This window comes from Streptomyces sp. NPDC023541 (genome assembly GCF_055559995.1).
On the sequence record NZ_JBVHJO010000002.1, the window covers coordinates 594,187 to 616,631 of the forward strand.

The 22,445-nt window shown below is 71.9% G+C and carries 20 protein-coding genes; 12 read left to right on the top strand and 8 right to left on the bottom strand.

Annotated features, from left to right (window positions below; genetic code table 11):
• The first annotated feature begins 142 nt into the window (after window positions 1–142).
• From ACZ3X1_RS06755 to ACZ3X1_RS06765, 3 genes are all read left to right on the top strand, one after another.
• On the top strand, window positions 143–814 hold the full coding sequence (locus tag ACZ3X1_RS06755) for a VIT1/CCC1 transporter family protein (RefSeq protein WP_467277603.1): 672 nt from the start codon (window positions 143–145) through the stop codon (window positions 812–814).
• A 113-nt stretch (window positions 815–927) separates the two neighbouring features.
• Entirely contained in the window at window positions 928–1,818 is an 891-nt protein-coding gene (locus ACZ3X1_RS06760) for a TIGR01777 family oxidoreductase (protein WP_356812176.1), read from the top strand.
• Between the two features lie 153 nt (window positions 1,819–1,971).
• Window positions 1,972–3,243 carry an NAD(P)/FAD-dependent oxidoreductase gene (locus ACZ3X1_RS06765; RefSeq protein WP_467277307.1) on the top strand — a complete coding sequence of 424 codons (1,272 nt, stop codon included), beginning with the start codon at window positions 1,972–1,974 and terminating at the stop codon, window positions 3,241–3,243.
• Between the two features lie 165 nt (window positions 3,244–3,408).
• On the opposite strand, the gene ACZ3X1_RS06770 is transcribed toward ACZ3X1_RS06765, so the two are convergent.
• The gene (locus ACZ3X1_RS06770) at window positions 3,409–4,848 is read right to left on the bottom strand and encodes a regulator (protein WP_467277309.1); all 1,440 of its coding nucleotides are present in this window, start codon (window positions 4,846–4,848) and stop codon (window positions 3,409–3,411) included.
• 172 nt (window positions 4,849–5,020) lie between these two features.
• Here ACZ3X1_RS06770 and ACZ3X1_RS06775 point away from each other — a divergent pair, with 172 nt between their 5' ends.
• From ACZ3X1_RS06775 to ACZ3X1_RS06795, 5 genes are all read left to right on the top strand, one after another.
• Window positions 5,021–5,323 carry a hypothetical protein gene (locus ACZ3X1_RS06775; protein WP_356812179.1) on the top strand — a complete coding sequence of 101 codons (303 nt, stop codon included), beginning with the start codon at window positions 5,021–5,023 and terminating at the stop codon, window positions 5,321–5,323.
• 76 nt (window positions 5,324–5,399) lie between these two features.
• The gene (lipB, locus tag ACZ3X1_RS06780; RefSeq protein WP_356812180.1) at window positions 5,400–6,191 is read left to right on the top strand and encodes a lipoyl(octanoyl) transferase LipB; all 792 of its coding nucleotides are present in this window, start codon (window positions 5,400–5,402) and stop codon (window positions 6,189–6,191) included.
• Between the two features lie 130 nt (window positions 6,192–6,321).
• Window positions 6,322–7,275, top strand: coding sequence for a lipoyl synthase (gene lipA, locus ACZ3X1_RS06785; RefSeq protein WP_356812181.1), 954 nt, complete (start codon window positions 6,322–6,324; stop codon window positions 7,273–7,275).
• 444 nt (window positions 7,276–7,719) lie between these two features.
• On the top strand, window positions 7,720–7,917 hold the full coding sequence (locus ACZ3X1_RS06790; protein WP_030010916.1) for an SCO2195 family GlnR-regulated protein: 198 nt from the start codon (window positions 7,720–7,722) through the stop codon (window positions 7,915–7,917).
• Window positions 7,918–7,927: 10 nt separating this feature from the next.
• Window positions 7,928–8,626, top strand: a complete 699-nt coding sequence (locus tag ACZ3X1_RS06795; protein ID WP_390074890.1) for a DUF4191 domain-containing protein — start codon at window positions 7,928–7,930, stop codon at window positions 8,624–8,626.
• 97 nt (window positions 8,627–8,723) lie between these two features.
• On the opposite strand, the gene ACZ3X1_RS06800 is transcribed toward ACZ3X1_RS06795, so the two are convergent.
• On the bottom strand, window positions 8,724–9,191 hold the full coding sequence (locus ACZ3X1_RS06800) for an RDD family protein (RefSeq protein WP_030961647.1): 468 nt from the start codon (window positions 9,189–9,191) through the stop codon (window positions 8,724–8,726).
• A 185-nt stretch (window positions 9,192–9,376) separates the two neighbouring features.
• Here ACZ3X1_RS06800 and glnA point away from each other — a divergent pair, with 185 nt between their 5' ends.
• The gene (glnA, locus tag ACZ3X1_RS06805) at window positions 9,377–10,786 is read left to right on the top strand and encodes a type I glutamate--ammonia ligase (RefSeq protein ID WP_030654817.1); all 1,410 of its coding nucleotides are present in this window, start codon (window positions 9,377–9,379) and stop codon (window positions 10,784–10,786) included.
• Between the two features lie 168 nt (window positions 10,787–10,954).
• Window positions 10,955–11,545 (top strand): hypothetical protein, encoded by a 591-nt coding sequence (locus ACZ3X1_RS06810; RefSeq protein WP_467277325.1) that lies wholly within the window; start codon window positions 10,955–10,957, stop codon window positions 11,543–11,545.
• Between the two features lie 64 nt (window positions 11,546–11,609).
• Here ACZ3X1_RS06810 and ACZ3X1_RS06815 read toward each other — a convergent pair whose 3' ends face one another.
• Window positions 11,610–12,263 carry a TetR/AcrR family transcriptional regulator gene (locus tag ACZ3X1_RS06815; RefSeq protein WP_356812184.1) on the bottom strand — a complete coding sequence of 218 codons (654 nt, stop codon included), beginning with the start codon at window positions 12,261–12,263 and terminating at the stop codon, window positions 11,610–11,612.
• A gap of 85 nt (window positions 12,264–12,348) precedes the next feature.
• On the opposite strand from ACZ3X1_RS06815, the gene ACZ3X1_RS06820 reads away from it, so the two are divergent.
• Window positions 12,349–13,119, top strand: coding sequence for an SDR family NAD(P)-dependent oxidoreductase (locus ACZ3X1_RS06820; RefSeq protein ID WP_356812185.1), 771 nt, complete (start codon window positions 12,349–12,351; stop codon window positions 13,117–13,119).
• 13 nt (window positions 13,120–13,132) lie between these two features.
• Here the strand turns inward: ACZ3X1_RS06820 and ACZ3X1_RS06825 are convergent, their stop codons facing one another.
• Window positions 13,133–13,651: a DUF4240 domain-containing protein gene (locus tag ACZ3X1_RS06825; RefSeq protein ID WP_356812186.1), complete on the bottom strand. Its 519-nt coding sequence runs from the start codon at window positions 13,649–13,651 to the stop codon at window positions 13,133–13,135.
• 85 nt (window positions 13,652–13,736) lie between these two features.
• Here ACZ3X1_RS06825 and ACZ3X1_RS06830 point away from each other — a divergent pair, with 85 nt between their 5' ends.
• Window positions 13,737–15,206 (top strand): serine/threonine-protein kinase, encoded by a 1,470-nt coding sequence (locus ACZ3X1_RS06830; protein WP_467277330.1) that lies wholly within the window; start codon window positions 13,737–13,739, stop codon window positions 15,204–15,206.
• 130 nt (window positions 15,207–15,336) lie between these two features.
• Here the strand turns inward: ACZ3X1_RS06830 and aceE are convergent, their stop codons facing one another.
• The 4 genes from aceE to lpdA form a co-directional block, all read right to left on the bottom strand.
• Window positions 15,337–18,021 (bottom strand): pyruvate dehydrogenase (acetyl-transferring), homodimeric type, encoded by a 2,685-nt coding sequence (aceE, locus tag ACZ3X1_RS06835; RefSeq protein WP_467277333.1) that lies wholly within the window; start codon window positions 18,019–18,021, stop codon window positions 15,337–15,339.
• Between the two features lie 221 nt (window positions 18,022–18,242).
• Window positions 18,243–18,866 (bottom strand): GntR family transcriptional regulator, encoded by a 624-nt coding sequence (locus ACZ3X1_RS06840; protein WP_030654838.1) that lies wholly within the window; start codon window positions 18,864–18,866, stop codon window positions 18,243–18,245.
• Window positions 18,867–19,000: 134 nt separating this feature from the next.
• Window positions 19,001–20,821, bottom strand: coding sequence for a 2-oxoglutarate dehydrogenase, E2 component, dihydrolipoamide succinyltransferase (gene sucB, locus ACZ3X1_RS06845; RefSeq protein ID WP_467277335.1), 1,821 nt, complete (start codon window positions 20,819–20,821; stop codon window positions 19,001–19,003).
• 54 nt (window positions 20,822–20,875) lie between these two features.
• On the bottom strand, window positions 20,876–22,264 hold the full coding sequence (gene lpdA / locus ACZ3X1_RS06850; protein WP_356815264.1) for a dihydrolipoyl dehydrogenase: 1,389 nt from the start codon (window positions 22,262–22,264) through the stop codon (window positions 20,876–20,878).
• Window positions 22,265–22,445: the final 181 nt, after the last annotated feature.

Below are 22,445 nucleotides of genomic sequence, written 5' to 3' on the forward strand. Positions count from 1 at the left end.
CCCCGGAACGGTCCGCCGGGTGGCTCCTGGGGCTCCGGGCCGCGACAGTGGTGGCGTGACGGGAAACGAAGGCCCGGGCAGGGCGCCCGGCCGGGCCCACGTCGAGGCGCACGGCGCCGGTGACGGCGCCGCGAGCGCGCAGATGAGCACGCGGCTGAACTGGCTGCGCGCGGGGGTGCTCGGCGCCAACGACGGGATCATCTCCACCGCGGGCCTGGTGGTCGGTGTGGCCGGGTCCACCACCTCGCGCGCCACGATCCTGGCGGCGGGCGTCGCCGGACTGCTGGCGGGCTCGCTGTCCATGGCGGCGGGGGAGTACGTCTCGGTGAGCTCCCAGCGGGATTCGGAACGGGCCGCCCTCGACATGGAACGCCGGGAGCTGGCCGAGGAGCCGGAGGCGGAGCTCGATGAGCTCACCGGCCTGCTGGCGGAGCGGGGCCTGAGCCGGGACGTCGCCCGGGAGGCCGCCGAGCAGCTCACGCAGCGGGACGCGCTGCGGGCCCACGCCCGGGTGGAGCTGGGGATCAACCCGGACGAGCTGGCCAACCCGTGGCACGCGGCCTTCGCGAGCCTCGTCGCCTTCACGGTGGGGGCGCTGCTGCCGCTGCTGGCGATCCTCCTGCCGGGGCCGTCGGAGCGGGTGCCGGTGACGGTGGTGGCGGTGCTGGCGGCGCTCACGCTGTGCGGGGTGCTCAGCGCACGGCTGGGCGGGGCGCCGGTGCCGCGGGCCGTCGCCCGCAACGTGGCGGGCGGCGCGCTGGCCATGGCCGTCACCTACGCGGTCGGCACCTGGCTCGGTACGGCCACGACCTGACCGGGCCTCCGCCCCGGATGTGTGACGCCCGCCAGGGCACGCGGTCCGGCGAAGGACGACGACGCGGCCCCGAATCCGCCGAAGCCGGCGCAGCGACCCGGCAGGATGGGGGCATGCGCATCGCAGTCACCGGGTCGACCGGGCTCATCGGCAGTGCTCTCGTGCGGTCCCTGCGGGCCGACGGCCACGAGGTGGTGCGGTTCGTGCGGCGGGAGCCGGCCGGCGCGGACGAGGCGCGGTGGGATCCGGAGCGCGGCCACGTCGACCGGGCCGCCCTGGCCGGCTGCGGCGCCGTCGTGCACCTGGCCGGCGCCGGGATCGGCGACCACCGGTGGACCGCCGCGTACAAGCGGAAGATCCGCGACAGCCGGGTGCTGGGCACGGCCGCGCTGGCGGACGCGCTCGCCGGCCTCGACGAACCGCCCGGCGTCCTGGTCAGCGGCTCCGCCGTCGGCTACTACGGGGACACCGGCGACCGCGTCGTGGACGAGGACGCCCCGGCCGGACACGGCTTCCTGCCCTCCGTCTGCCTGGAGTGGGAGGCCGCCGCCGCCCCGGCCCAGGAGGCCGGGATCCGCACCGCGTTCGCCCGTACCGGACTGGTCGTCGCCAAGGAGGGCGGGGCCTGGGGGCGGATGTTCCCCCTCTTCCGGGCCGGCGTCGGCGGCCGCCTCGGCGACGGCCGACAGTACTGGCCGTTCATCTCCCTCCACGACGAGGTCGCGGCCCTGCGCCACATCATCGACACCCCGGCCCTCAGCGGCCCCGTCAACCTCACCGCCCCCGAACCGCTGACCAACCGCCAGGTCACCGCCGCCATGGCCCGGGTGCTGCGCCGGCCGGCGGTGCTGCCCGTACCGGCCGTGGCCCTGCGCGCCGTGCTCGGGGAGCTCTCCGAGGACGTGCTGGGCGGTCAGCGGGCCCGCCCCACCCGGCTGCTGGGGTCCGGGTTCGTCTTCCGCGACCCCGGCATCGAGCAGGCCATCCGCGCCGCACTCCGATAGTCGGCGTGCGACCGTGTGCGACCGTTCGTGACCCGGATGCGACCGTCGTGCGACCGGAGTTGTCCGTAATACCCCGCCGAACTCGGGTTCCCGCGCAGCCGGTTGAGGGAAGGAGGATCCCCACACAGCCGCGCCGACCTCGGGGAGGGGCACGTGCTCAGCAGCGCACCCAATGCCGCACACCATGCGGACGTCGTCATCGTAGGAGCCGGAGTCTCAGGACTCGCGGCCGCGCACCACCTGATCGCAGCCGGGGTCACGGTCACCGTCCTGGAGGCCGCGGACGACCCCGGCGGGCGGATGGCCACCGAAACGGCCGACGGGTTCCGGCTCGACCGGACGGCCCCATTGCTCAACACCGCGTACGGCGAACTCGAACGCACCCACGCACTGCGCGCCCTGGTCCTGCGCCCCTTCACGCCCGGGGTGCTCGTCCACACCGACGGCAGGCAGTTGCGGGCCGGGTCCCTCACCCCCGCCCGCGCGCTGGCCAGCGGATCCCTCGACCAGGCCCGGCTCAGCGCCGCCCTCGGCAGGCTCGCCACGCTGCCCGAGGACAAGCTGCTCGCCCGGCCCGAACGCACCGCCTCCGCCGCCCTGCGCACCCGCGGCCTGCCGCAGCGCACGCTGAGCGGCGTCCTGCGGCCACTTCTCGCCGCCCTGCTCCGGGACCCGGAACTCACCACCTCCAGCCGGGTCGCCGACCTCGCCCTGCGCACCTTCGCCCGCGGCCGCCTCGCCGTGCCCGAGGGCGGCGCCGCGGCCCTGCCCGACCTGCTCGCCTCCGGGCTGCCGCCCGGCACCGTACGGACCGGCATCAGGGTCCGGTCGGTGGCCACCAACCTGGTCACCACCGAGGAGCACGGCGACTTCCGCTGCCGCTCCGTCCTGCTCGCCACCGGCGCCCGCGCCGCGGCCGAACTCCTGCCCGGCCTGCGCGTGCCCGCGTTCCACGAGGTCACCGTCCTGCACCACGCCACCGCCACCCCCCTGCCCCGGGACGGCTCGCTGATCGTGGACGGGGACCCCCACTGGCCCGTCTCCCACACCGCCGTCATGAGCGCGGTCGACCCGACCCGGGCCCCGGCCGGCCGCAGCCTGGTCACCACGACCGTGCTCGGCCCGCCCCCGCCCGTGCGCACCGTCGCCTCGCGCCTCGCCCGCCTCTACGACGCCCCCACCCGCGAATGGGAGCTGCTGGCCGTCCACCACACCCCGGAGGCCGTCCCCGCCATGCCTCCGCCGCACGACCGGCGCCGCCCGGTCCGGGTACTGGCCGGGCTCTACGTGTGCGGCGACCACCGCGACACCAACACCGTCCAGGGGGCCCTGCACTCGGCCCGCCGCGCCGCCGGCGCGATCCTGCGCGACTTCGGCATCCCGCTCCCGGTCGCCCCGGAGCCCGCACTTCCGGTGGCGGCCTGAGAACCACAGAAGCCACAGGGGCCCGGTCCACCGCCTCGGGACCGGGCCCCTGCCACCCCCCGGGGTGCCTCGCAGATCAGGCCGGGCGCGCTACCTCGGCACCGCGCCTCGCCGCGTTGCCCACCGTGCGCCGCTCCCTGATCCGGCCTGATCGACAAGACACCCCTAGGACAGCGCCGCCACCCGGTCCCGGTACGTCCGCACCGCCGCCGCGTCCCGGAACGGCTCCAGCCGCCGCTCGAAGTCCCGTACGTACTCCACCGCCCGCACCGAGCGCATCTCCATCGCCTGCTGCGCCGCCTCCGCGCCCAGCGCGCACGCCTGGTCCAGCTCGCCCAGCCCCAGCCGGGCCGTGGCCAGCACCACCCGGCAGAACAGCCGCGACCGCGCGAACCCCGGCGCCCTCAACTGCAGGGACCGCTCCGCGTGCTGCGCCGAGGCCCGGTACTGCTGAAGGTCCCGGTGGCAGTGCCCGAACTCGTCCGCCAGCTCTGCCTCGTCGTACAGGCGCGCCCAGTGCGGTACGTCGTCCCCCTGCCGGGCGGCGCCCAGCGCGCGCTCGGCCCGCACCAGGCAGGCCGTCGCCGCCCGGACCTCGCCGAGGACCGCGTGCCCCCGGGCCTCCGCCGCGTGCAGCATCGCCTGCACCACCGGCGGCGGGCCGGAGCCGACGCCCTGCTGGGCCACCCGGGCCAGCTGCACCGCCTCCCGGCCGTGCCCGAGGTAGACCGCCTGCCGGCTCATGGTCACCAGCACGTACGAGCCGTAGGGGCGGTCCCCGGCCGCCTGCGCCAGCCGCAGGGCCTGCACGAAGTACCGCTGGGCTAGCCCGTGCGCTGCGATGTCGTACGAGGTCCAGCCCGCGAGCCGGGTCAGGTCCGCGGCGGCCGCGAACAGCCGCCGCCCCGTGGTCTCGCCGTAGGTGCCCCGGAGCATGGGCTCGGCCTCGTGCTCCAGGTACCGCACGAGCGCCTGGCGGGCGTGCCCGCCGCCGTAGGCCTGGTCCAGGGTTCGGAAGAGCTCGCTCACCGATCTCAGCGCGGCGATGTCGCCGGCCGTCACGCGCTGCCCGGGGCCGCGGTCGATCTGGCGCTGCCGCGGCACCGTGGCCCGGCCCTGGAGCGGGATGCGGGCGGCCGCCGGCTCCGCGCCCCGGGCCACGCGCTCGTCGGGCCGCCCGATCAGCCAGTCCCGGCTGGGCACGACCAGGCCGGCCGGGGTGAAGGCGATCTTCCGGAGTTCGGCGTGGGAGCCGGAGTCCTTGCGCCACAGGCCGCTCGCGATGTCCACGGCCTCCTCGGGGGTGGCCGCGAACTCCAGACCCGCGTACACCGGGGCGCAGGCGTCGAGACCCAGGTCCTGTGCGGAGAGCCGGCGGCCCAGGCGCCGGGTGAAGACCTCGGCGATCAGCGCCGGGGTGGTCCCGCGGGGTTGCTGGCCGCGCAGCCAGCGGGTCACGGACGTCTTGTCGTACCGCAGGTCGAGACCGTGTTCCAGACCGAGCTGGTCGACGCGGCGGGCGAGCCCGGCGTTGGAGAACCCGGCTTCCGCGATCAGCGCCGCGAGCTGCCGGTTGGGGACACGCTGGGCAGGTCGTTCCGTCATCGGCTCCACGGTTTCCTGACGTGACGGACCGGAGTCCCGGCCCTTGAACGGCGTGAATGTAGCGGCGAACTCCGCTCAGGCCGCCCTCTCTGCCCCACATTCATCCGATCGTGTGCAGAATCGGTAGGGCTCTTTACGGACTCGACTCCTCCGCCCGCGTACGCTGCGGGCCATGACCCGCCGGCACCACCGGTCGCACCTGCCCGAGGAGCGACCCGAATCCACCGCTCCGCTGCCTCCGCCCGAGCTCACGGAGGCCGAGTGCCGGCGCTGCGGCACCTACATCGCGGGGCTCGACGGGCGCTACGCGTGCGGCGTGTGCGGCTGGGTGAACGACCACTCGGAGGGCCACCGGCGGCTGCCGCGCGCGGACGAGGACCCCGACCGCCCGCCGAAGGGCCGCCGCCGGCCGAAGCAGCTGCCGTGGCGCATGCCGGAGCCGGGGCCGGGGCCGGGGCCGGACGCGGGGCCCTGAAGGGGCCCGTAGGGGCAGCCGTACCCTTGCTCAGTGAAGTGCGTGCACACAGCAGGTTCAATGAGGAGGCGCTGCGGTGGCTGAGCTTGGGTTTGTCCGTCTGGGCTTCGGAGCGGAATCCGTCGAGTACACCGAGGCCTGGGAAGAGCAGCGCAGGGTGCACGCGGCCCGCTTCGCGGACGAGATCGAGGACACCTGCCTGCTGCTGGAGCACCTCCCGGTCTACACGGCGGGCCGGCGCACCGACCCCAGCGAGCGCCCGCTCGACGGCACCCCCGTGGTGGACGTCGACCGCGGCGGCAAGATCACCTGGCACGGCCCGGGCCAGCTGGTCGGCTACCCGATCATGAAGCTGCCCCGCCCGGTGGACGTCGTGGCCCACGTCCGCCGTCTGGAGGAGGCGCTGATCCGCACCGCCGCCGAGTTCGGCCTGGAGACCACCCGGGTCGAGGGCCGCTCCGGCGTCTGGGTGCTCGGCGACCCGACAGAGGACCGCCCGAAGATCGGCGGACTCTCCCTGGAGCTGGACCCCCGCATGCACGACGAGGAGTTCGACCCCCGCCTCAACGGCCCCGAGTACGCCCCCTCCAACGCCGGCCAGCGCCGCGAGGACCGCAAGCTCGCCGCCATCGGCATCCGGGTCGCCAAGGGCGTCACGATGCACGGCTTCGCGCTCAACGTGAACCCGGACAGCACCTGGTTCGACCGGATCATCCCCTGCGGGATCCGGGACGCCGGTGTGACCTCGCTCTCGTACGAACTGGGCCGGGAGATCACCATCGCCGAGGTGCTCCCCGTCGCCGAGCGCCACCTGAAGGACGTACTGGAGCACGCCGAGTTGCGGCCCCGCGAGATCGAGACCGCCTAGCCGTCCGGGAAGCCCCGGGAGCCCCCGGGAATGAGTCCGGCCGCTCGCAGGTTGGGCGACGTAAGAGCGTACGAAATTACGGGCGTACCCTGGTGGGCGCCCGAACAATCGAAGTCACAGGGAGCCGGTCGTGTCCGCAGTCGCACCCGACGGACGCAAGATGCTGCGCCTGGAGGTCCGGAATGCCCAGACCCCCATCGAGCGCAAGCCCGAGTGGATCAAGACCCGGGCGAAGATGGGCCCCGAGTACACCAAGATGCAGGCCCTGGTGAAGGGCGAAGGACTGCACACGGTGTGCCAGGAGGCCGGCTGTCCCAACATCTACGAATGCTGGGAGGACCGCGAGGCCACCTTCCTCATCGGCGGTGACCAGTGCACCCGGCGCTGTGACTTCTGCCAGATCGACACGGGCAAGCCCGAGGCGCTGGACCGCGACGAACCGCGCCGCGTCGGCGAGTCCGTCGTCACGATGGACCTGAACTACGCCACCATCACCGGCGTCGCGCGCGACGACCTCGCCGACGGCGGTGCCTGGCTGTACGCCGAGACCGTGCGCCAGATCCACCAGCAGACGGCGGGCCGCGAGGCCGGCCACACCAAGGTCGAGCTGCTGGCCCCCGACTTCAACGCGGTGCCGGAGCTGCTGGAGGAGGTCTTCGCCTCCCGCCCCGAGGTCTTCGCGCACAACGTCGAGACGGTGCCGCGGATCTTCAAGCGGATCCGCCCCGGCTTCCGCTACGAGCGCTCGCTCGACGTGATCACCAAGGCCCGCGCCTACGGCCTGGTCACCAAGTCGAACCTGATCCTCGGCATGGGCGAGGAGCGCGAGGAGGTCTCGCAGGCCCTGAAGGACCTGCACGAGGCCGGCTGCGAGCTCATCACCATCACCCAGTACCTGCGGCCCTCGCCGCGGCACCACCCCGTCGAGCGCTGGGTGAAGCCGGCCGAGTTCGTGGAGCTGGCGAAGGAGGCCGAGGAGATCGGCTACTCCGGCGTGATGTCCGGTCCGCTCGTCCGCTCGTCGTACCGTGCGGGCCGTCTGTACCAGCAGGCGATGGAGAAGCGCAGCGGAGCCGTAGCGTAGGTTGCGGGCCGCCCGAGGTACGAGGGCGGGCGCGCGGCCGCAGCGGTGGCGAGGCGCAGCTCGACCGAGGGAACGAGAAGCGCAGCGGAGCCGTAGCGTAGGTTGCGGGCCGCCCGAGGTACGAGGGCGGGCGCGCGGCCGCAGCGGTGGCGAGGCGCAGCTCGACCCGGGAGAACGAGCAGTGCGCGACCGCCTGACGGGCGGCGCGACTGTCCGTGTGAAGTCGCGCACAAAGTGCTACCAACGGGTAATCCCGCACCGACGCGGCCCCTAGGCTCTTTCCTGAGGAAAGAACCCGGCGGGCCGCGTCGGCGTCTGCAACGTGTCCATCACATTTGACCGACCGGTCATGCCCTGGTAACACCAGTCAGTGACGCTTGGTCCACGCACCGTACACACCGCCCACCTCGCCCAGACGTGAGCATCGCGAAAGGGATCGACATCATGCAGGCCGCGCCAGTACGCGCAATCGCCATCCCGACGCTCTCCGACGCCTTCCGCGGCATCGAGTCCCTCCTCATGAGCGGGGCCCGCCGCAACGCCTGGACGGCCGTCCTGGAGGACCGCAAGAGGGCCAAGGACCGGGTCGAAACCGAACACGTACTTGAGGCCGCGGCGACCCGGACCCCGCAGGCCACGTAAACTTCGCTGTATGGCGAGGAAGTCAAACGCAGAGACTGCTGCGAACCCCGGGCGACTGAAGCAGATCGCCCTGACGTACAAGATGACGCGCAAGGCCGACCCGAAGGTCGGTCTGATCGTCGCGGGCGTGGGAATCGTCACCTTCGGTGTCTTTCTTGCGATCGGCTTCCTGATCGACCACCCGGTATACCTGGGCATCCTGGGCTTCCTGGTGGCGTTCCTCGCGATGGCGATCGTCTTCGGGCGACGGGCCGAGCGGGCTGCCTTCGGGCAGATGGAGGGACAGCCGGGAGCGGCCGCGGCCGTACTGGACAACGTGGGACGGGGCTGGACGACCACCCCGGCGATCGCGATGACCCGGCAGCAGGACATCGTCCACCGCGCCGTGGGCAAGGCCGGCGTCGTGCTGATCGCCGAGGGCAACCCGAACCGCGTGAAGCCGCTGCTCGCGAACGAGAAGAAGAAGATGGCCCGGATCATGCCGGACGTGCCGGTCCACGACTTCATCGTGGGCACGGGCGAGGGCGAGGTGCCGCTCAAGAAGGTGCGCACCACCCTGCTCAAGCTGCCGCGCGTACTGTCGGGCCCCCAGATCACCCAGGTCAACGACAAGCTGCGGGCCATGGGCGACCTCATGAGCAACATGCCGCTGCCGAAGGGCCCCATGCCCAAGGGCATGAAGATGCCGCGCGGCGGAAAGATGCGCTGACGCGCCGACGCGCTATCAGCTGATTTTCGTATACGACACAGGGGTGCCCCCCGAGCCGTCCGGCTCGGGGGGCACCCCTGTGTCCGCTCGCGCCGTGTCAGATGCGGACCTGGACGGCGCGCGCGAGGCGGTCGTGGAGGCCGCGGCCGTCGCGGTCCCAGATCAGCGCCGGGACGACCAGTGCCAGCAGCAGCGTGCGCACGACCACCCGGACGATGCCGAGCCTGCCGCCGTCCTCCGCGACCACCCGCAGGCCCAGGGCCCGCTTGCCGGGTGTGAAGCCCACGGTGCCGACCGTCAGGATCGTCAGGGCCACGAAGAGCCCGAGGGTCCAGTTGCCCGCGGCGCCCAGGTTCCCGCCGGTGATCAGCCCGTACGCGATGAGCTGGCAGCCGATCCAGTCGAGGGCCACGGCGGCGATCCGGCGCCCGAACCGTGCCACCGAGCCGGGCCCCTCCTGCGGCAGGCCGAGCCGCTGGCCCGGATAGCCGAAGTCGACACCCATCTCCTCGGCGGCCGCCTTGGGGCCGGAGAGCCAGGATCCGATTGCCTGTCTGTTGTCCACCCGACCACGGTACCGGTGGCGCCTCACGGCGCTCCGGCCGGACCCTGGTTAACTTGTGCGAAACAAATGGGTCATGCTTGGGAAATCCCGTCTGCTTATGGTCGGGTCAGCGTGCGGCACCGCACTGACGCACCACGAGCTATAAAGCCCGTCCCTCCCCCGGGGCCGGGAGTAGGAGGAGTTGGATGTTCCAGAACGCCGACGAAGTCAAGCAGTACATCGAGGAGAACGACGTCAAGTTCGTCGACGTCCGCTTCTGCGACCTGCCTGGTGTGATGCAGCACTTCACGATCCCGGCGCGGGCATTCGACCCGGCGGAGGAGCTCGCCTTCGACGGATCCTCGATCCGCGGCTTCCAGGCGATCCACGAGTCCGACATGGCCCTGCGCGCCGACATCACCACCGCGCGCCTGGACCCCTTCCGTCGCGACAAGACGCTGAACATCAACTTCTTCATCCACGACCCGATCACGGGTGAGGCCTACAGCCGCGACCCGCGCAACATCGCGAAGAAGGCCGAGGCGTACCTCGCCTCCACCGGCATCGCCGACACCGCGTTCTTCGGTCCCGAGGCCGAGTTCTACATCTTCGACAGCGTGCGCTTCGCGACCACCGCGAACGAGGGCTTCTACCACATCGACTCCGAGGCCGGCGCCTGGAACACCGGTTCCGAGGAGAACAACCGCGGCTACAAGGTCCGCTACAAGGGCGGCTACTTCCCGGTCGCCCCGGTCGACCACTTCGCGGACCTGCGCGCCGAGATCTCCCTGGAGCTGGACGCCCAGGGCCTCCAGGTCGAGCGCCAGCACCACGAGGTCGGCACCGGTGGCCAGGCCGAGATCAACTACAAGTTCAACACGCTGCTGGCCGCGGCCGACGACCTGATGCTCTTCAAGTACATCGTGAAGAACGTCGCCTGGAAGAACGGCAAGACCGCGACCTTCATGCCGAAGCCGATCTTCGGTGACAACGGCTCGGGCATGCACGTCCACCAGTCGCTGTGGGCCGGCGGCGAGCCCCTCTTCTACGACGAGGCCGGCTACGCGGGCCTGTCGGACACCGCCCGCTACTACATCGGCGGCATCCTCAAGCACGCCCCGTCGCTGCTCGCCTTCACCAACCCGACGGTGAACTCGTACCACCGCCTGGTGCCGGGCTTCGAGGCGCCGGTCAACATGGTGTACTCGCAGCGCAACCGCTCCGCCGCCATGCGCATCCCGATCACGGGCTCGAACCCGAAGGCCAAGCGCGTCGAGTTCCGCGCGCCGGACCCGTCCTCGAACCCGTACCTGGCCTTCTCGGCCCTGCTCCTCGCGGGCCTCGACGGCATCAAGAACAAGATCGAGCCGATGGAGCCGATCGACAAGGACCTCTACGAGCTCTCCCCGGACGAGCACGCGAGCGTCCCGCAGGTTCCGACCAGCCTCGAGGACGTCCTCAAGGCCCTGGAGGAGGACCACGAGTACCTCCTGGCCGGCGGTGTCTTCACCCCCGACCTCATCGAGACCTGGATCGACTACAAGCGCACGCACGAGATCGCCCCGATCGCGCAGCGCCCGCACCCGCACGAGTTCGAGCTGTACTTCGACCTCTAAAAACGCCTGATGGGAGGCCCCCCGCCACGCTCCACGGAGCGAGGCGGGGGGCCTTTCCGCTTTGACAGGCCGCCCGGGCGGAGTGAGGGTGGAAATGACCTAAAGGCACAATAAGCGAGACATGTTCGGAGGTGCATGAGAATGCGCCGTAGGATCGTTGCGGCAGCCATGACCGGAGCCGCAGGTATTGCCATCGGTCTGCTGCCCGTCGCCGCCTCGGCCGCGGCCGTCACCGGTGGTGGCGGCGGCGGGAACGGCGGCTACGACTGCTACCGGTACCCCTCGAACCGCTCCGACGCCCGCTGGGACTACTGCTGCAACCGCGACTGGCGCGACCGGCCCAGCTGGTGCTGGGACAACGCGGGCGTCGGCGGCGACCGCGGCCACTGGCGCGACAGCAACTGGAACGACTCCGACTGGCGCCGCAACAACTGGCACGACGCCAACTGGAACGACTCCGGCCGCGGCGGCAACGGCAACTGGAACGACTGGGGCAGCGGCCGCGGTGGCAACGGCGACTGGGGCAGCGGCCGCGGTGGCAACGGCGACTGGGGCAACGGCCGCGGCGGTAACGGCGACTGGGGCAACGGCCGCGGTGGTGACGGCAACGGCGACTGGGGCGGCCGCGGTGGCGGCGGCAACGGTGACTGGGGCGGCGGCAACGGCGGCGGTGGCGGCGGCCACGGTGACTGGGGCGGCGGCAACGGTGGCGGCGGTGGTGGCAACGGTGGCGGTGGCGGCTGGGGTGGCGGCCGCTGAGACCCTGACACCCGTCTGACCGCGGAGGGCCGTGGGGCCGGGGCGATGCCCCTGCAGCGCTGGTTCAGCGCAGCAGGGGCATCGCTCCTGTGAGGTCGCGCAGGCACAGGACCGCGAGCTCGGCGGGGGAGCCCGGCCCCGACACCGGGACGTCCGTCGCCGACCACAGCTCCAGCGCCACCCGGATCGCGTCCGTGGCCGCGGCGGCCAGCAGCCGTACCTCCCGCAGGTCCGCGTCCGGCCCCGCCAGCCTGCCGATCACGGGCACCAGGCCCTCCTCGGAGTCCTGGTTCACGCGGTACCAGACCGCGCGCAACGCCTGGTCGTCCGCCGCCGCGCGCAGCAGGCCGCGGGTCACCTCCAGGCCCTCCTCGACCGCTTGAGGACCGCTCAGTGACCGGGTGACGGCACGCTCCAGCGCCTCCGCGAGGGGCGTTCCCGGGTCCTCCTGCGCGAGCAGCGCGCGCCAGGCGTCGCCGCCGCCCGCCAGCAGCGGGGCCACGGCCTCCTGCTTGTTGCGGAAATAGCGGTAGAAGGTGCGCAGCGCCACGCCCGCGCGGTGGGCGATGTCCTCGGCGGTGGTGCCGTCGGGGCCGTGCTCGGCGAACAGCTCGCAGGCGGCGCGGGCGATGTCGAGCTGCGTCGCCGCCTTGCGGCGCTCGGTCAGGGACTGGGCCCCGGGGCCGCCCTGGGGGGCGTACGGGCGAGGGGATTTCACGCGGTGAAGCCTACCGTCCACCCCTTCGGCCTGGCCTTCTTTGTCACCATGACAAAACGTGCCACTTCTTCGGTACCCTCACGCCATGAACCGTTACGAAGGACGACGCGTCCTCATCACCGGCGGCGGCTCCGGCATCGGCCGCGCCACCGTCCACCGCCTCCTCGCCGAGGGCGGCCGGGTCCACGCGGTGGACATCAGCGAAGCGGGCCTCAAGGCCACCGCCGAACACGCCGCCGCCGCGGGCCACGCGGACCGGCTCACCACCGCGCTCCTCGACATATCCGACGAGAACGCCGTCAGGGAAGGCGTCGCCGCCGCGACCCGCGCCCTCGGCGGGATCGACGTACTCGTCAACGCGGCGGGCATCCTGCGCTCCGCGCACACCCACCGGACCACGCTCGACCTGTGGAACCAGGTCATCGCGGTCAACCTGACCGGCACCTTCCTGATGATCCGCGAGTCCCTCCCGGCACTCCTCGCGGGCGACCGGCCGGTCGTCGTGAACTTCAGCTCCACCTCGGCGTCCTTCGCCCACCCCTACATGTCCGCCTACGCGGCCAGTAAGGGCGGCATCCAGTCCATGACCCACGCGCTGGCCGCCGAGTACAGCAAGCAGGGCCTGCGCTGCGTCAGCGTCGCGCCCGGCTCCATCGAGAGCGGCATGACCACCGGCAACGGCCCCGGCCTGCCCGAGGACACCGACTGGTCCCTCTTCGGCAAGCTCGCCCCGGCCATCGGCCAGGGCTTCGCCGGCCCCGAGACCGTCGCAGGCGTCGTCGCCATGCTCGGCTCCGAGGACGGCGCCTTCATCACCGGCACCGAGATCCGCATCGACGGCGGCACGCACTACTGATCAGGCAGGCTCATCAGGCGCGGAACCGGTCCCACAGCCGGGGGAAGCGCTCCGCGAGCACGGCTTCGTTCTCGAAGTCCAGCGGGGTGCCCTCCGGCTCCGCCGCCTGCAACGGAACGCCCAGATCCGGGGCCACCGCCCCGGTCAGCTGCTCGTACGCCTCGTCGGCCGCGTACCCGAGCTCCTCGCCGTCCCCGTCGATCTCCTCGTCGAAGTCGCCCAGCAGCTCCGCCAGATGGTCCGGATCGTGCACCCCGCCCTCGAAGACCTCCCGCCCCTGGCCGATCAGCCAGCAGCGGAAGTAGTCGAAGGCGTCGTCGCTCGCGCCGTCGAGCAGCACCCAGGCCGCACCCCACAGGTCCCAGGTGTACGCCCGGTTGTACCGGGACTCGAAGTGCCGGGCGAAGTCCAGGACGGAATCCGGATCGAGCTGCAGCAGCCGCTCCACGAGCAGCTCGGCATGCTCCTCGGCGTCGCCGTCGGCTGCCTCGCGCGTACGGTCGACGATCTCCCAGAACTCCGTCTCGTCCATCACGGGATCCAGCATCATGGGTGGGGGCGCGCACCGCCACCGCGAGATTCCGCCGCGGGGGGCGGGACCGGGGCGAGGGGGACCGATGGAAAGGACGACGCTCGGTGGCCGCTACCACCTGAAGCGCCGGCTCGGCAGTGGCGGAATGGGCGACGTCTGGGCCGCCGAGGACGAACGGATGCACCGCCCGGTCGCCCTGAAACTCGTACGCATGCCGCCCGGCGCGGAGGCCGAGGAGGCCGAGCGGCGGTTCGCGCACGAGGTCCGCTCGCTGGGCAACCTGCCCCACCGGCACACGGTCACCGCGCACGACTGGGGCGAGGCCGCCCTGGCGGGAGGCCGCGTGCTCTACCTCGTGATGGAACTCCTCCGCGGCCGCACCCTGGCCCAGGTGTTCCGGGAGGACCGACCGGTGCCGTGGTACGACCTGGTGAACTGGGGCTGCCAGACGGCCGAGGCGCTGGCCGCGGCGCACCGCCGCGGCATCCTGCACCGGGACATCAAGCCGCAGAACGTCTTCCTCACCGACACGGGTGTCGTCAAGGTCCTGGACTTCGGCCTCGCCAAGATACTGACCGACTCGCTCAGGGTGGGGCCGAAGACCGCGGACGGCAGCGCGATGGGCACCTTCGCCTACACCTCGCCCGAACAGTGCGCCGGGTACGCGGACATCGGCCCCCGGACCGACCTCTACAGTCTGGGATGCATGCTGTACGAGGGGCTGACGGGGCGGCCGCCCTTCGCCGGGGAGCGCATCGCGCTGCTCTTCCAGCAGGTGCACACCCCGGCCCCGCCGCTGACCGCGGAACTGGCCCCGGGCGTCCCCGAGGGAGTCGTCGCGCTGGTGATGCGTCTGCTCGCGAAGGACCCGGCGGAACGTCCGGAGAGCGCCGCCCGGGTCGTGGCCGAATTACGTGCGCAACTGGACGCTCACGCCCCCGCCGAGGGGTGCCTCCCGCCGGCCGCGGCGCAGCTGCGCCGCCGCGCCGAGGAGGAGGCTGCCGTCGTGCGCGGCGAGGCGGAGCGGGCCGCGGCGGAGATCCGCGAGAACGCGGAGCGCGCCGCCGAAGCCCTGCACGAGCAGGCCCGGGCCGTGCTCGCGCAGGCGCGTTCCGCCGCCGTCCGGGCCGTCGATGTCGCCGAGGAGGCCGTCGGGAGGGCGCGCGCCCGGCAGGCCGAGGCGGAGGAGGCTGCCCGCCGTACGGTGGTGGCCGCGCGCCGACGGGCCGACGGCCTCCTCGGAAGAGCTGTGGTCGATGCCGTGGACACCCGGATGAGGGCATTGATCGAGGCGTGGGTCCGGGAACGCGAGAAGGACGGGCCGGGCGGCAGCCTGTGGGACGGCGGACCCTCGGCACCTGCCGTACGGCCCGGGGACGGGCCGCCGCCCCCGGAAGCCGGCGAGTACGCCCGCAGGCTCCACGTCCGGATGCAGGGCGGAGGCGTCCGCACCGGCCTGCGTCGCCAAGGCGGCTCCCGCCCCCCGACACCGCCGGCCGACAGCAGGACCGACAGCAGGGCCGACGCGCGGGGAGAACCTGCCGAAACGCCGTGAGGCGGCCCGTCCCCTCCTGGGCGGGCCGCCTCACGGGCGGGTCGTACCGGTCTGCCGGGGCCCACGGGGTGTCTTGTTGATCAGGCCGGATCAGGCCCCCGCGAGCCCGGCATGATCGGCGAGACACTCCCTACAGGCCGTAGCGCTCCCGGGCCTCCTTGACCGCGGAGGCCGGAACCTCGCCGCGGCGGGCGAGCTGGGCCAGCGCGGCCACCACGATCGACTGGGCGTCGACGCCGAAGTGGCGGCGGGCACCCTCACGGGTGTCGGACAGACCGAAACCGTCCGTGCCCAGCGAGGTGTAGTCCTGCTCCACCCACTGGCTGATCTGGTCCGGTACCTGACGCATCCAGTCGGACACGGCGAGGACCGGTCCCTGGGCGCCTTCCAGCGCACGGGTGACGTACGGGGTGCGCACCTCGCCGCGCAGCAGCGCCTCGTCGCACTCCAGCGCTTCGCGGCGCAGCTCGCCCCAGGAGGTGGCGGACCAGACGTCGGCGGCCACGTTCCACTCGGCGGCGAGCAGCTTCTGCGCCTCCAGGATCCAGTGGATCGCCGTACCGGAGGCCATCAGCTGGATCTTCGGGGCGTCGGCGGCCGGGGCCGCCTCCGCCAGGTCGGCCGCCGTGTTGAAGCGGTACAGGCCCTTGAGGATGCCTTCCTCGACGCCCTCGGGCATCGCGGGCTGCGGCTTCGGCTCGTTGTAGACCGTCAGGTAGTAGAAGACGTCTTCCGGCTTCTCGCCGTACATCCGGCGCAGACCGTCCTTGACGATCACCGCGATCTCGTACGCGAAGGCCGGGTCGTAGTTGAGCGACGCCGGGTTCGTGGACGCGATCAGGTGCGAGTGGCCGTCCGCGTGCTGCAGGCCCTCACCGGTCAGCGTGGTGCGGCCGGCGGTCGCGCCGACGATGAAGCCCTTGCCGAGCTGGTCGGCGAGCTGCCACATCTGGTCGGCGGTGCGCTGCCAGCCGAACATCGAGTAGAAGATGTAGAAGGGGATCATCGGCTCGCCATGCGTCGCGTACGACGTGCAGGCGGCGATGAAGTCGGCCATGGCGCCGGCCTCGGTGATCCCCTCGTTGAGGATCTGGCCGTCCTTGGCCTCCTTGTAGTACATCAGCTGGTCGCGGTCGACCGGCTCGTACGTCTGGCCCAGCGGCGAGTAGATGCCGGCCGACGGGAAGAGGGACTCCATACCGAAGGTACGGGCCTCGTCGGGGACGATCGGCACCCAGCGCTTGCCGGTCTCCTTGTCCCGCATCAGGTCCTTGACGAGGCGGACGAAGGCCATGGTCGTGGCCATCTCCTGCTTGCCGGAGCCCTTGAGGAGCGGGGCGAAGGAGCGCTCGGCCGGGGCGGGCAGGGCCACGTGGTGGACCTTGCGGGCCGGGGCCGGGCCGCCGAGGGCCGCCCGGCGCTCGTTGAGGTACTGCACCTCCGGGCTGTTCGCGCCCGGGTGGCCGTACGGGACCTTGCCGTCGGCGAAGGCGCTGTCCGGGATCGGAAGTCCGAGCAGGTCGCGCATGCCCTTGAACTCGTCGATCGTCAGCTTCTTCATCTGGTGGTTCGCGTTCTTCGACTCGAACCCGGCACCCAGCGTGTAGCCCTTGACGGTCTGCGCCAGGATGACCGTCGGCGCGCCCTTGTGCTCCAGGGCGGCCTTGTACGCGGCGTAGACCTTGCGGGGCTCGTGGCCGCCGCGCGAGGTGTGGAAGCACTCGGCGATCTTCGCGTCGGAGAGCAGGCCGCCGAGGGCGACGAGCTCGGCGTTGGCGCCGAAGAAGTGCCGGCGGATGTAGGCCACGTCGCGGGTCGCGTAGGTCTGGAACTGCGCGTCCGGTACCTCGCGCAGGCGGCGTACCAGGGCGCCGGTGGTGTCGAGCTGGAACAGCTCGTCCCAGGCGGAGCCCCACAGGGTCTTGATGACGTTCCAGCCGGCGCCGCGGAACTGGGCCTCCAGCTCCTGGACCACGCGGAAGTTGGCGCGGACCGGACCGTCGAGGCGCTGCAGGTTGCAATTGATGACGAAGGTCAGGTTGTCGAGCTGCTCGCGGGAGGCCAGGGCCAGGGCGGCGGTCGACTCGGGCTCGTCCATCTCGCCGTCGCCGAGGAAGGCCCAGACGTGCGAATTGGCGGTGTCCTTGATGTTCCGGTTCTGCAGGTAGCGGTTGAAGCGCGCCTGGTAGATCGCGGAGAGGGGGCCGAGGCCCATGGAGACCGTGGGGAACTCCCACAGCCACGGCAGGCGCCGCGGGTGGGGGTAGGACGGCAGGCCGTTGCCGCCGGACTCCTGGCGGAAGTTGTCGAGCTGCTGCTCGGAGATGCGCCCGTCGAGGAAGGCGCGGGCGTAGATGCCGGGGGAGGCGTGGCCCTGGATGTAGAGCTGGTCGCCCGATCCGTCGGCCTCCTTCCCGCGGAAGAAGTGCTGGAAGCCGGTCTCGTACAGCCACGCGGCGGAGGCGAAGGTGGCGATGTGGCCGCCGACGCCGTACTTCGAGCCGCGGGTCACCATGGCGGCCGCGTTCCAGCGGTTCCACGCGGTGATCCTGGCTTCCATCTCCTCGTCGCCGGGGAACTCGGGCTCCGCGGCGGTGGGGATGGTGTTGACGTAATCCGTCTCCAGCAGCTTCGGCAGGGCGAGGCCGGCGGCCTCGGCGTGCTGGAGCGTGCGGCGGAGCAGGTATTCGGCGCGGCGCGTACCGGCGGCCTGTGCGACGGCGTCGAGGGAGGCCGCCCATTCGGCGGTCTCCTCGGTGTCGCGGTCCGGGAGCTGGTCGAGCTCGCTCGGAAGCTTTCCTACGGGGTCGGACATCGCTGTGCGCCGCCTTCCGGACAAAGGAGAGGTGGTGAAGAAAATCCCTGACGGGGCAGGACAGGGTCGATGGACCTGGTTGAGGTCCGCGACGACTGTAAATCCCTGATCGATGATCGATCAAATAAAAGTGACGAAGAAACGTCGATCCGACAAAAGTCGGCACCGGGTGCCATTCAAACGGGCACGCGGTGCCGGTCGAACCGGGGTGAAACGGTCGCTCAGGCGCGGGGCGCGCATCCCAGGACGTGCCGCTTCACCAGTACGCCGATGTCCGGATCCCGGCTGCGGAAGGCCTCGACGAGCGCCTCGTGCTCCTCCGCGTAGGACTTCTGGACGGTTCCCAGCCAGCGGATGGACAGGGCCGTGAACACCTCGATGCCCAGGCTCTCCCACGTGTGCAGCAGCACGCTGTTCCCGGCGGCCCGCACCATCTCCCGGTGGAAGCCCACCGTGTGGCGCACCTGCGCCGTGCCGTCCGAGCTGCGGTCGGCCTCCCACAGGGCCGCCACGTGCGGCTCCAGCGCCGAGCAGTCGGCCGCCAGCCGCGGCGCCGCCAGCTCGGCGGCGATCTGCTCCAGACCGGCCCGGACCGGGTAGATCTCCTCCAGGTCGGCGGCGGAGAGGTTCCGTACGCGCACGCCCTTGTTCGGCGCGGACTCGATCAGCCGCAGCGTCTCCAGCTCGCGCAGCGCCTCCCGTACGGGGGTCTGGCTGACCTCCAGCTCCACGGCGATGCGCCGCTCCACGATCCGCTCACCGGGCTTCCAGCGCCCGCTGACGATCCCCTCCACGATGTGCTCGCGGATCTGCTCGCGCAGCGAGTGCACGACGGGTGGGGTGATCATCGGGGCTTCATCTCCTGGTGGCTGTGCAGGGACACGGCGGGGCCTGATGCGTAGACAATACGGCGGCGCCCCCGCCCGGGAGTATCCCGGACGGGGGCGCCGACAGTGAGGCTGGTTACAAGCCGTTCGGCTCAGAGGCCGAGCTCGACCTCGAACTCGCCGGCCTCCAGGATGGCCTTGACCGCGGTGAGGTACCGGGCCGCGTCCGCGCCGTCCACCAGGCGGTGGTCGTAGGACAGGGTCAGGTACGTCATGTCGCGGATGCCGATGTTGGTGCCCTCGGCGGTCTCGATGACCACCGGGCGCTTCACCGTGGCACCGATGCCCAGGATGGCGACCTGGTTCGGCGGCACGATGACCGTGTCGAACAGCGCACCGCGCGAACCGGTGTTGCTGATGGTGAAGGTCGCGCCCGACAGCTCGTCCGGCGTGATCTTGTTGCCGCGGACCTTGGCGGCCAGGTCGGCGGTCGCCTTGGAGATGCCTGCCAGGTTGAGGTCGCCCGCACCCTTGATGACCGGGGTCATCAGGCCCTTCTCGGAGTCCACGGCGATGCCGATGTTCTCCGAGTCGAAGTAGGTGATGGTGCCCTCGTCCTCGTTGATCCGGGCGTTGACGACCGCGTGGGCCTTCAGCGCCTGGGCAGCGGCCTTGACGAAGAACGGCATCGGGGACAGCTTGACGCCCTCGCGGGCGAGGAAGCCGGCCTTGGCCTTCTCGCGCAGCTTCATGATCTTGGTGATGTCCACCTCGACCACGGAGCTGAGCTGCGCCTGCGAGTGCAGGGCCTTCATCATGTTGTCGCCGATGACCTTGCGCATGCGGGTCATCTTGACCGTCTGACCGCGCAGCTCGGACACCGCGGCGGCCGGAGCCTTGGCGGCGGGAGCGGCAGCGGCCGGAGCCGGAGCGGCGGCAGCGGCCTTGACGGCCTCGGCGGCGGCCAGGACGTCCTGCTTGCGGATACGGCCACCGACCCCGGTGCCGGAGACAGCGGACAGGTCCACGCCGGACTCCGAGGCGAGCTTGCGCACCAGCGGGGTCACGTACGCGCCCTCGTCACCGGCGGAGGCCGGGGCGGCGGCGGGCGCGGCCGGAGCCGGGGTCACCGGAGCCGGAGCGGCCACCGGGGCGGCAGCCTGGGCCGGAGCCGGAGCCGGAGCCGGAGCCGGAGCCGGAGCCGGAGCGGGCTGAGCCGGAGCCGGAGCCGCGGCGGGAGCCGGGGCCTCGGCCGGAGCCGGGGCGGCCTCGGCCGGAGCCGGGGCGGCGGCCGGAGCCGCAGCGGCCGGGGCGGCACCGGCGACGCCGATGACGGCCAGACGCGCGCCGACCTCGGCGGTCTCGTCCTCACCGACCACGATCTCCAGCAGCGTGCCGGAGACCGGCGCGGGGATCTCGGTGTCGACCTTGTCCGTGGAGACCTCGAGCAGCGGCTCGTCGGCCTCGACCGACTCGCCGACGGCCTTCAGCCAGCGGGTGACGGTGCCCTCGGTGACGGACTCGCCCAGGGCGGGGAGCACCACGTCCGTGCCGGAGGCTCCAGTGGAGCCGGTGCTTGCACCGGTGGTGCCGGAGGCGGCAGGGGCGGCGGCCGGAGCCTCGGCGGCCGGAGCCGGGGCCGCGGGGGCCTCGGCGGCCGGAGCCGCAGCGGCCGCGGGGGCCTCGGCGGCGGCCGGCTCGGCGGCCGGAGCCGCAGCGGCCGCCGGAGCGCCGGAGCCGTCGTCGATGACGGCCAGCTCGGCGCCGACCTCGACGGTCTCGTCCTCGGCGACCTTGATGGAGGCCAGGATGCCGGCGACGGGCGACGGGATCTCGGTGTCGACCTTGTCGGTCGAGACCTCGAGCAGCGGCTCGTCGGCCTCGACGTGCTCGCCCTCGGCCTTCAGCCAGCGGGTGACAGTGCCCTCAGTGACGCTCTCGCCGAGCGCCGGAAGGGTTACGGAAACCGACATGGTTTCTGTTGCTCCTTACGAAAGTGCGGAAGTGGTCGTCGCGCCCGGGACGAACTAGTCGTGGGAGTGAAGCGGCTTGCCGGCCAGGGCCAGGTGGGCCTCGCCGAGCGCCTCGTTCTGGGTCGGGTGCGCGTGGATGAGCTGCGCGACCTCGGCCGGCAGGGCCTCCCAGTTGTAGATCAGCTGGGCCTCGCCGACCTGCTCGCCCATCCGGTCACCGACCATGTGGACGCCGACCACGGCACCGTCCTTGACCTGGACGAGCTTGATCTCGCCCGCGGTCTTCAGGATCTTGCTCTTGCCGTTGCCCGCCAGGTTGTACTTGAGGGCCACGACCTTGTCCGCACCGTAGATCTCCTTGGCCTTGGCCTCGGTGATGCCGACGGAAGCGACCTCGGGGTGGCAGTAGGTGACGCGCGGGACACCGTCGTAGTCGATCGGGACGGTCTTGAGACCGGCCAGACGCTCCGCGACCAGGATGCCCTCGGCGAAGCCGACGTGCGCGAGCTGGAGGGTCGGGACGAGGTCGCCCACGGCCGAGATCGTCGGCACGTTGGTCTGCATGTACTCGTCGACCAGGACGTAGCCGCGGTCCATCGCGACGCCCTGCTCCTCGTAGCCCAGGCCCTGGGAGACCGGGCCGCGGCCGACGGCGACCAGCAGCACCTCGGCCTCGAAGGTCTTGCCGTCGGCGAGCGTCACGCGGACGCCGTTCTCCGTGTACTCGGCCTTGTCGAAGAAGGTGCCGAGGTTGAACTTGATCCCGCGCTTGCGGAAGGCGCGCTCCAGCAGCTTGGAGCTGTTCTCGTCCTCGACCGGCACGAGGTGCTTGAGGCCCTCGATGACGGTGATGTCGGAGCCGAAGGACTTCCACGCCGAGGCGAACTCGACGCCGATGACGCCGCCGCCCAGGACGATCGCGGACTCGGGCACGCGGTCCAGAACCAGCGCGTGGTCCGAGGAGATGATGCGGTTGCCGTCGATGTTCAGGCCCGGCAGCGACTTCGGCACGGAGCCGGTCGCCAGCAGGATGTGGCGGCCCTGGACACGCTGGCCGTTCACGTCGACGGAGGTCGGCGAGGAAAGGCGGCCCTCACCCTCGATGTACGTCACCTTGCGGGAGGCGACCAGGCCCTGCAGGCCCTTGTACAGGCCCGAGATGACCTCGTCCTTGTACTTCTGCACACCCGCGATGTCGATGCCCTCGAAGGTGGCCTTCACACCGAACTGGGCGGCCTCGCGCGCCTGGTCCGCGATCTCACCCGCGTGCAGCAGAGCCTTCGTGGGGATGCAGCCGTTGTGCAGGCAGGTGCCGCCGAGCTTGTTCTTCTCGATCAGGGCAACGTCCAGACCCAGCTGGGATGCGCGCAGCGCCGCGGCGTAACCGCCACTGCCACCGCCGAGGATCACTAGGTCGAAAACGGTGCTGGCGTCGTTCGCCACGTCACGTCCTCCATGCATGTGCGCCGGGCACCGGTCCTCTGTGACCGGGCGGCGGCTGGTAATCGGCCGCTTGCTTCTTCGGCCCTGTGGTGGGGGCCCTGTCCTGCCGAGAACCCATCTTCGCATTTGTCGGGGGAACGCGGGACGCCGGGCCCACGTTGTGAGAGGGCGTTCTCTCCGA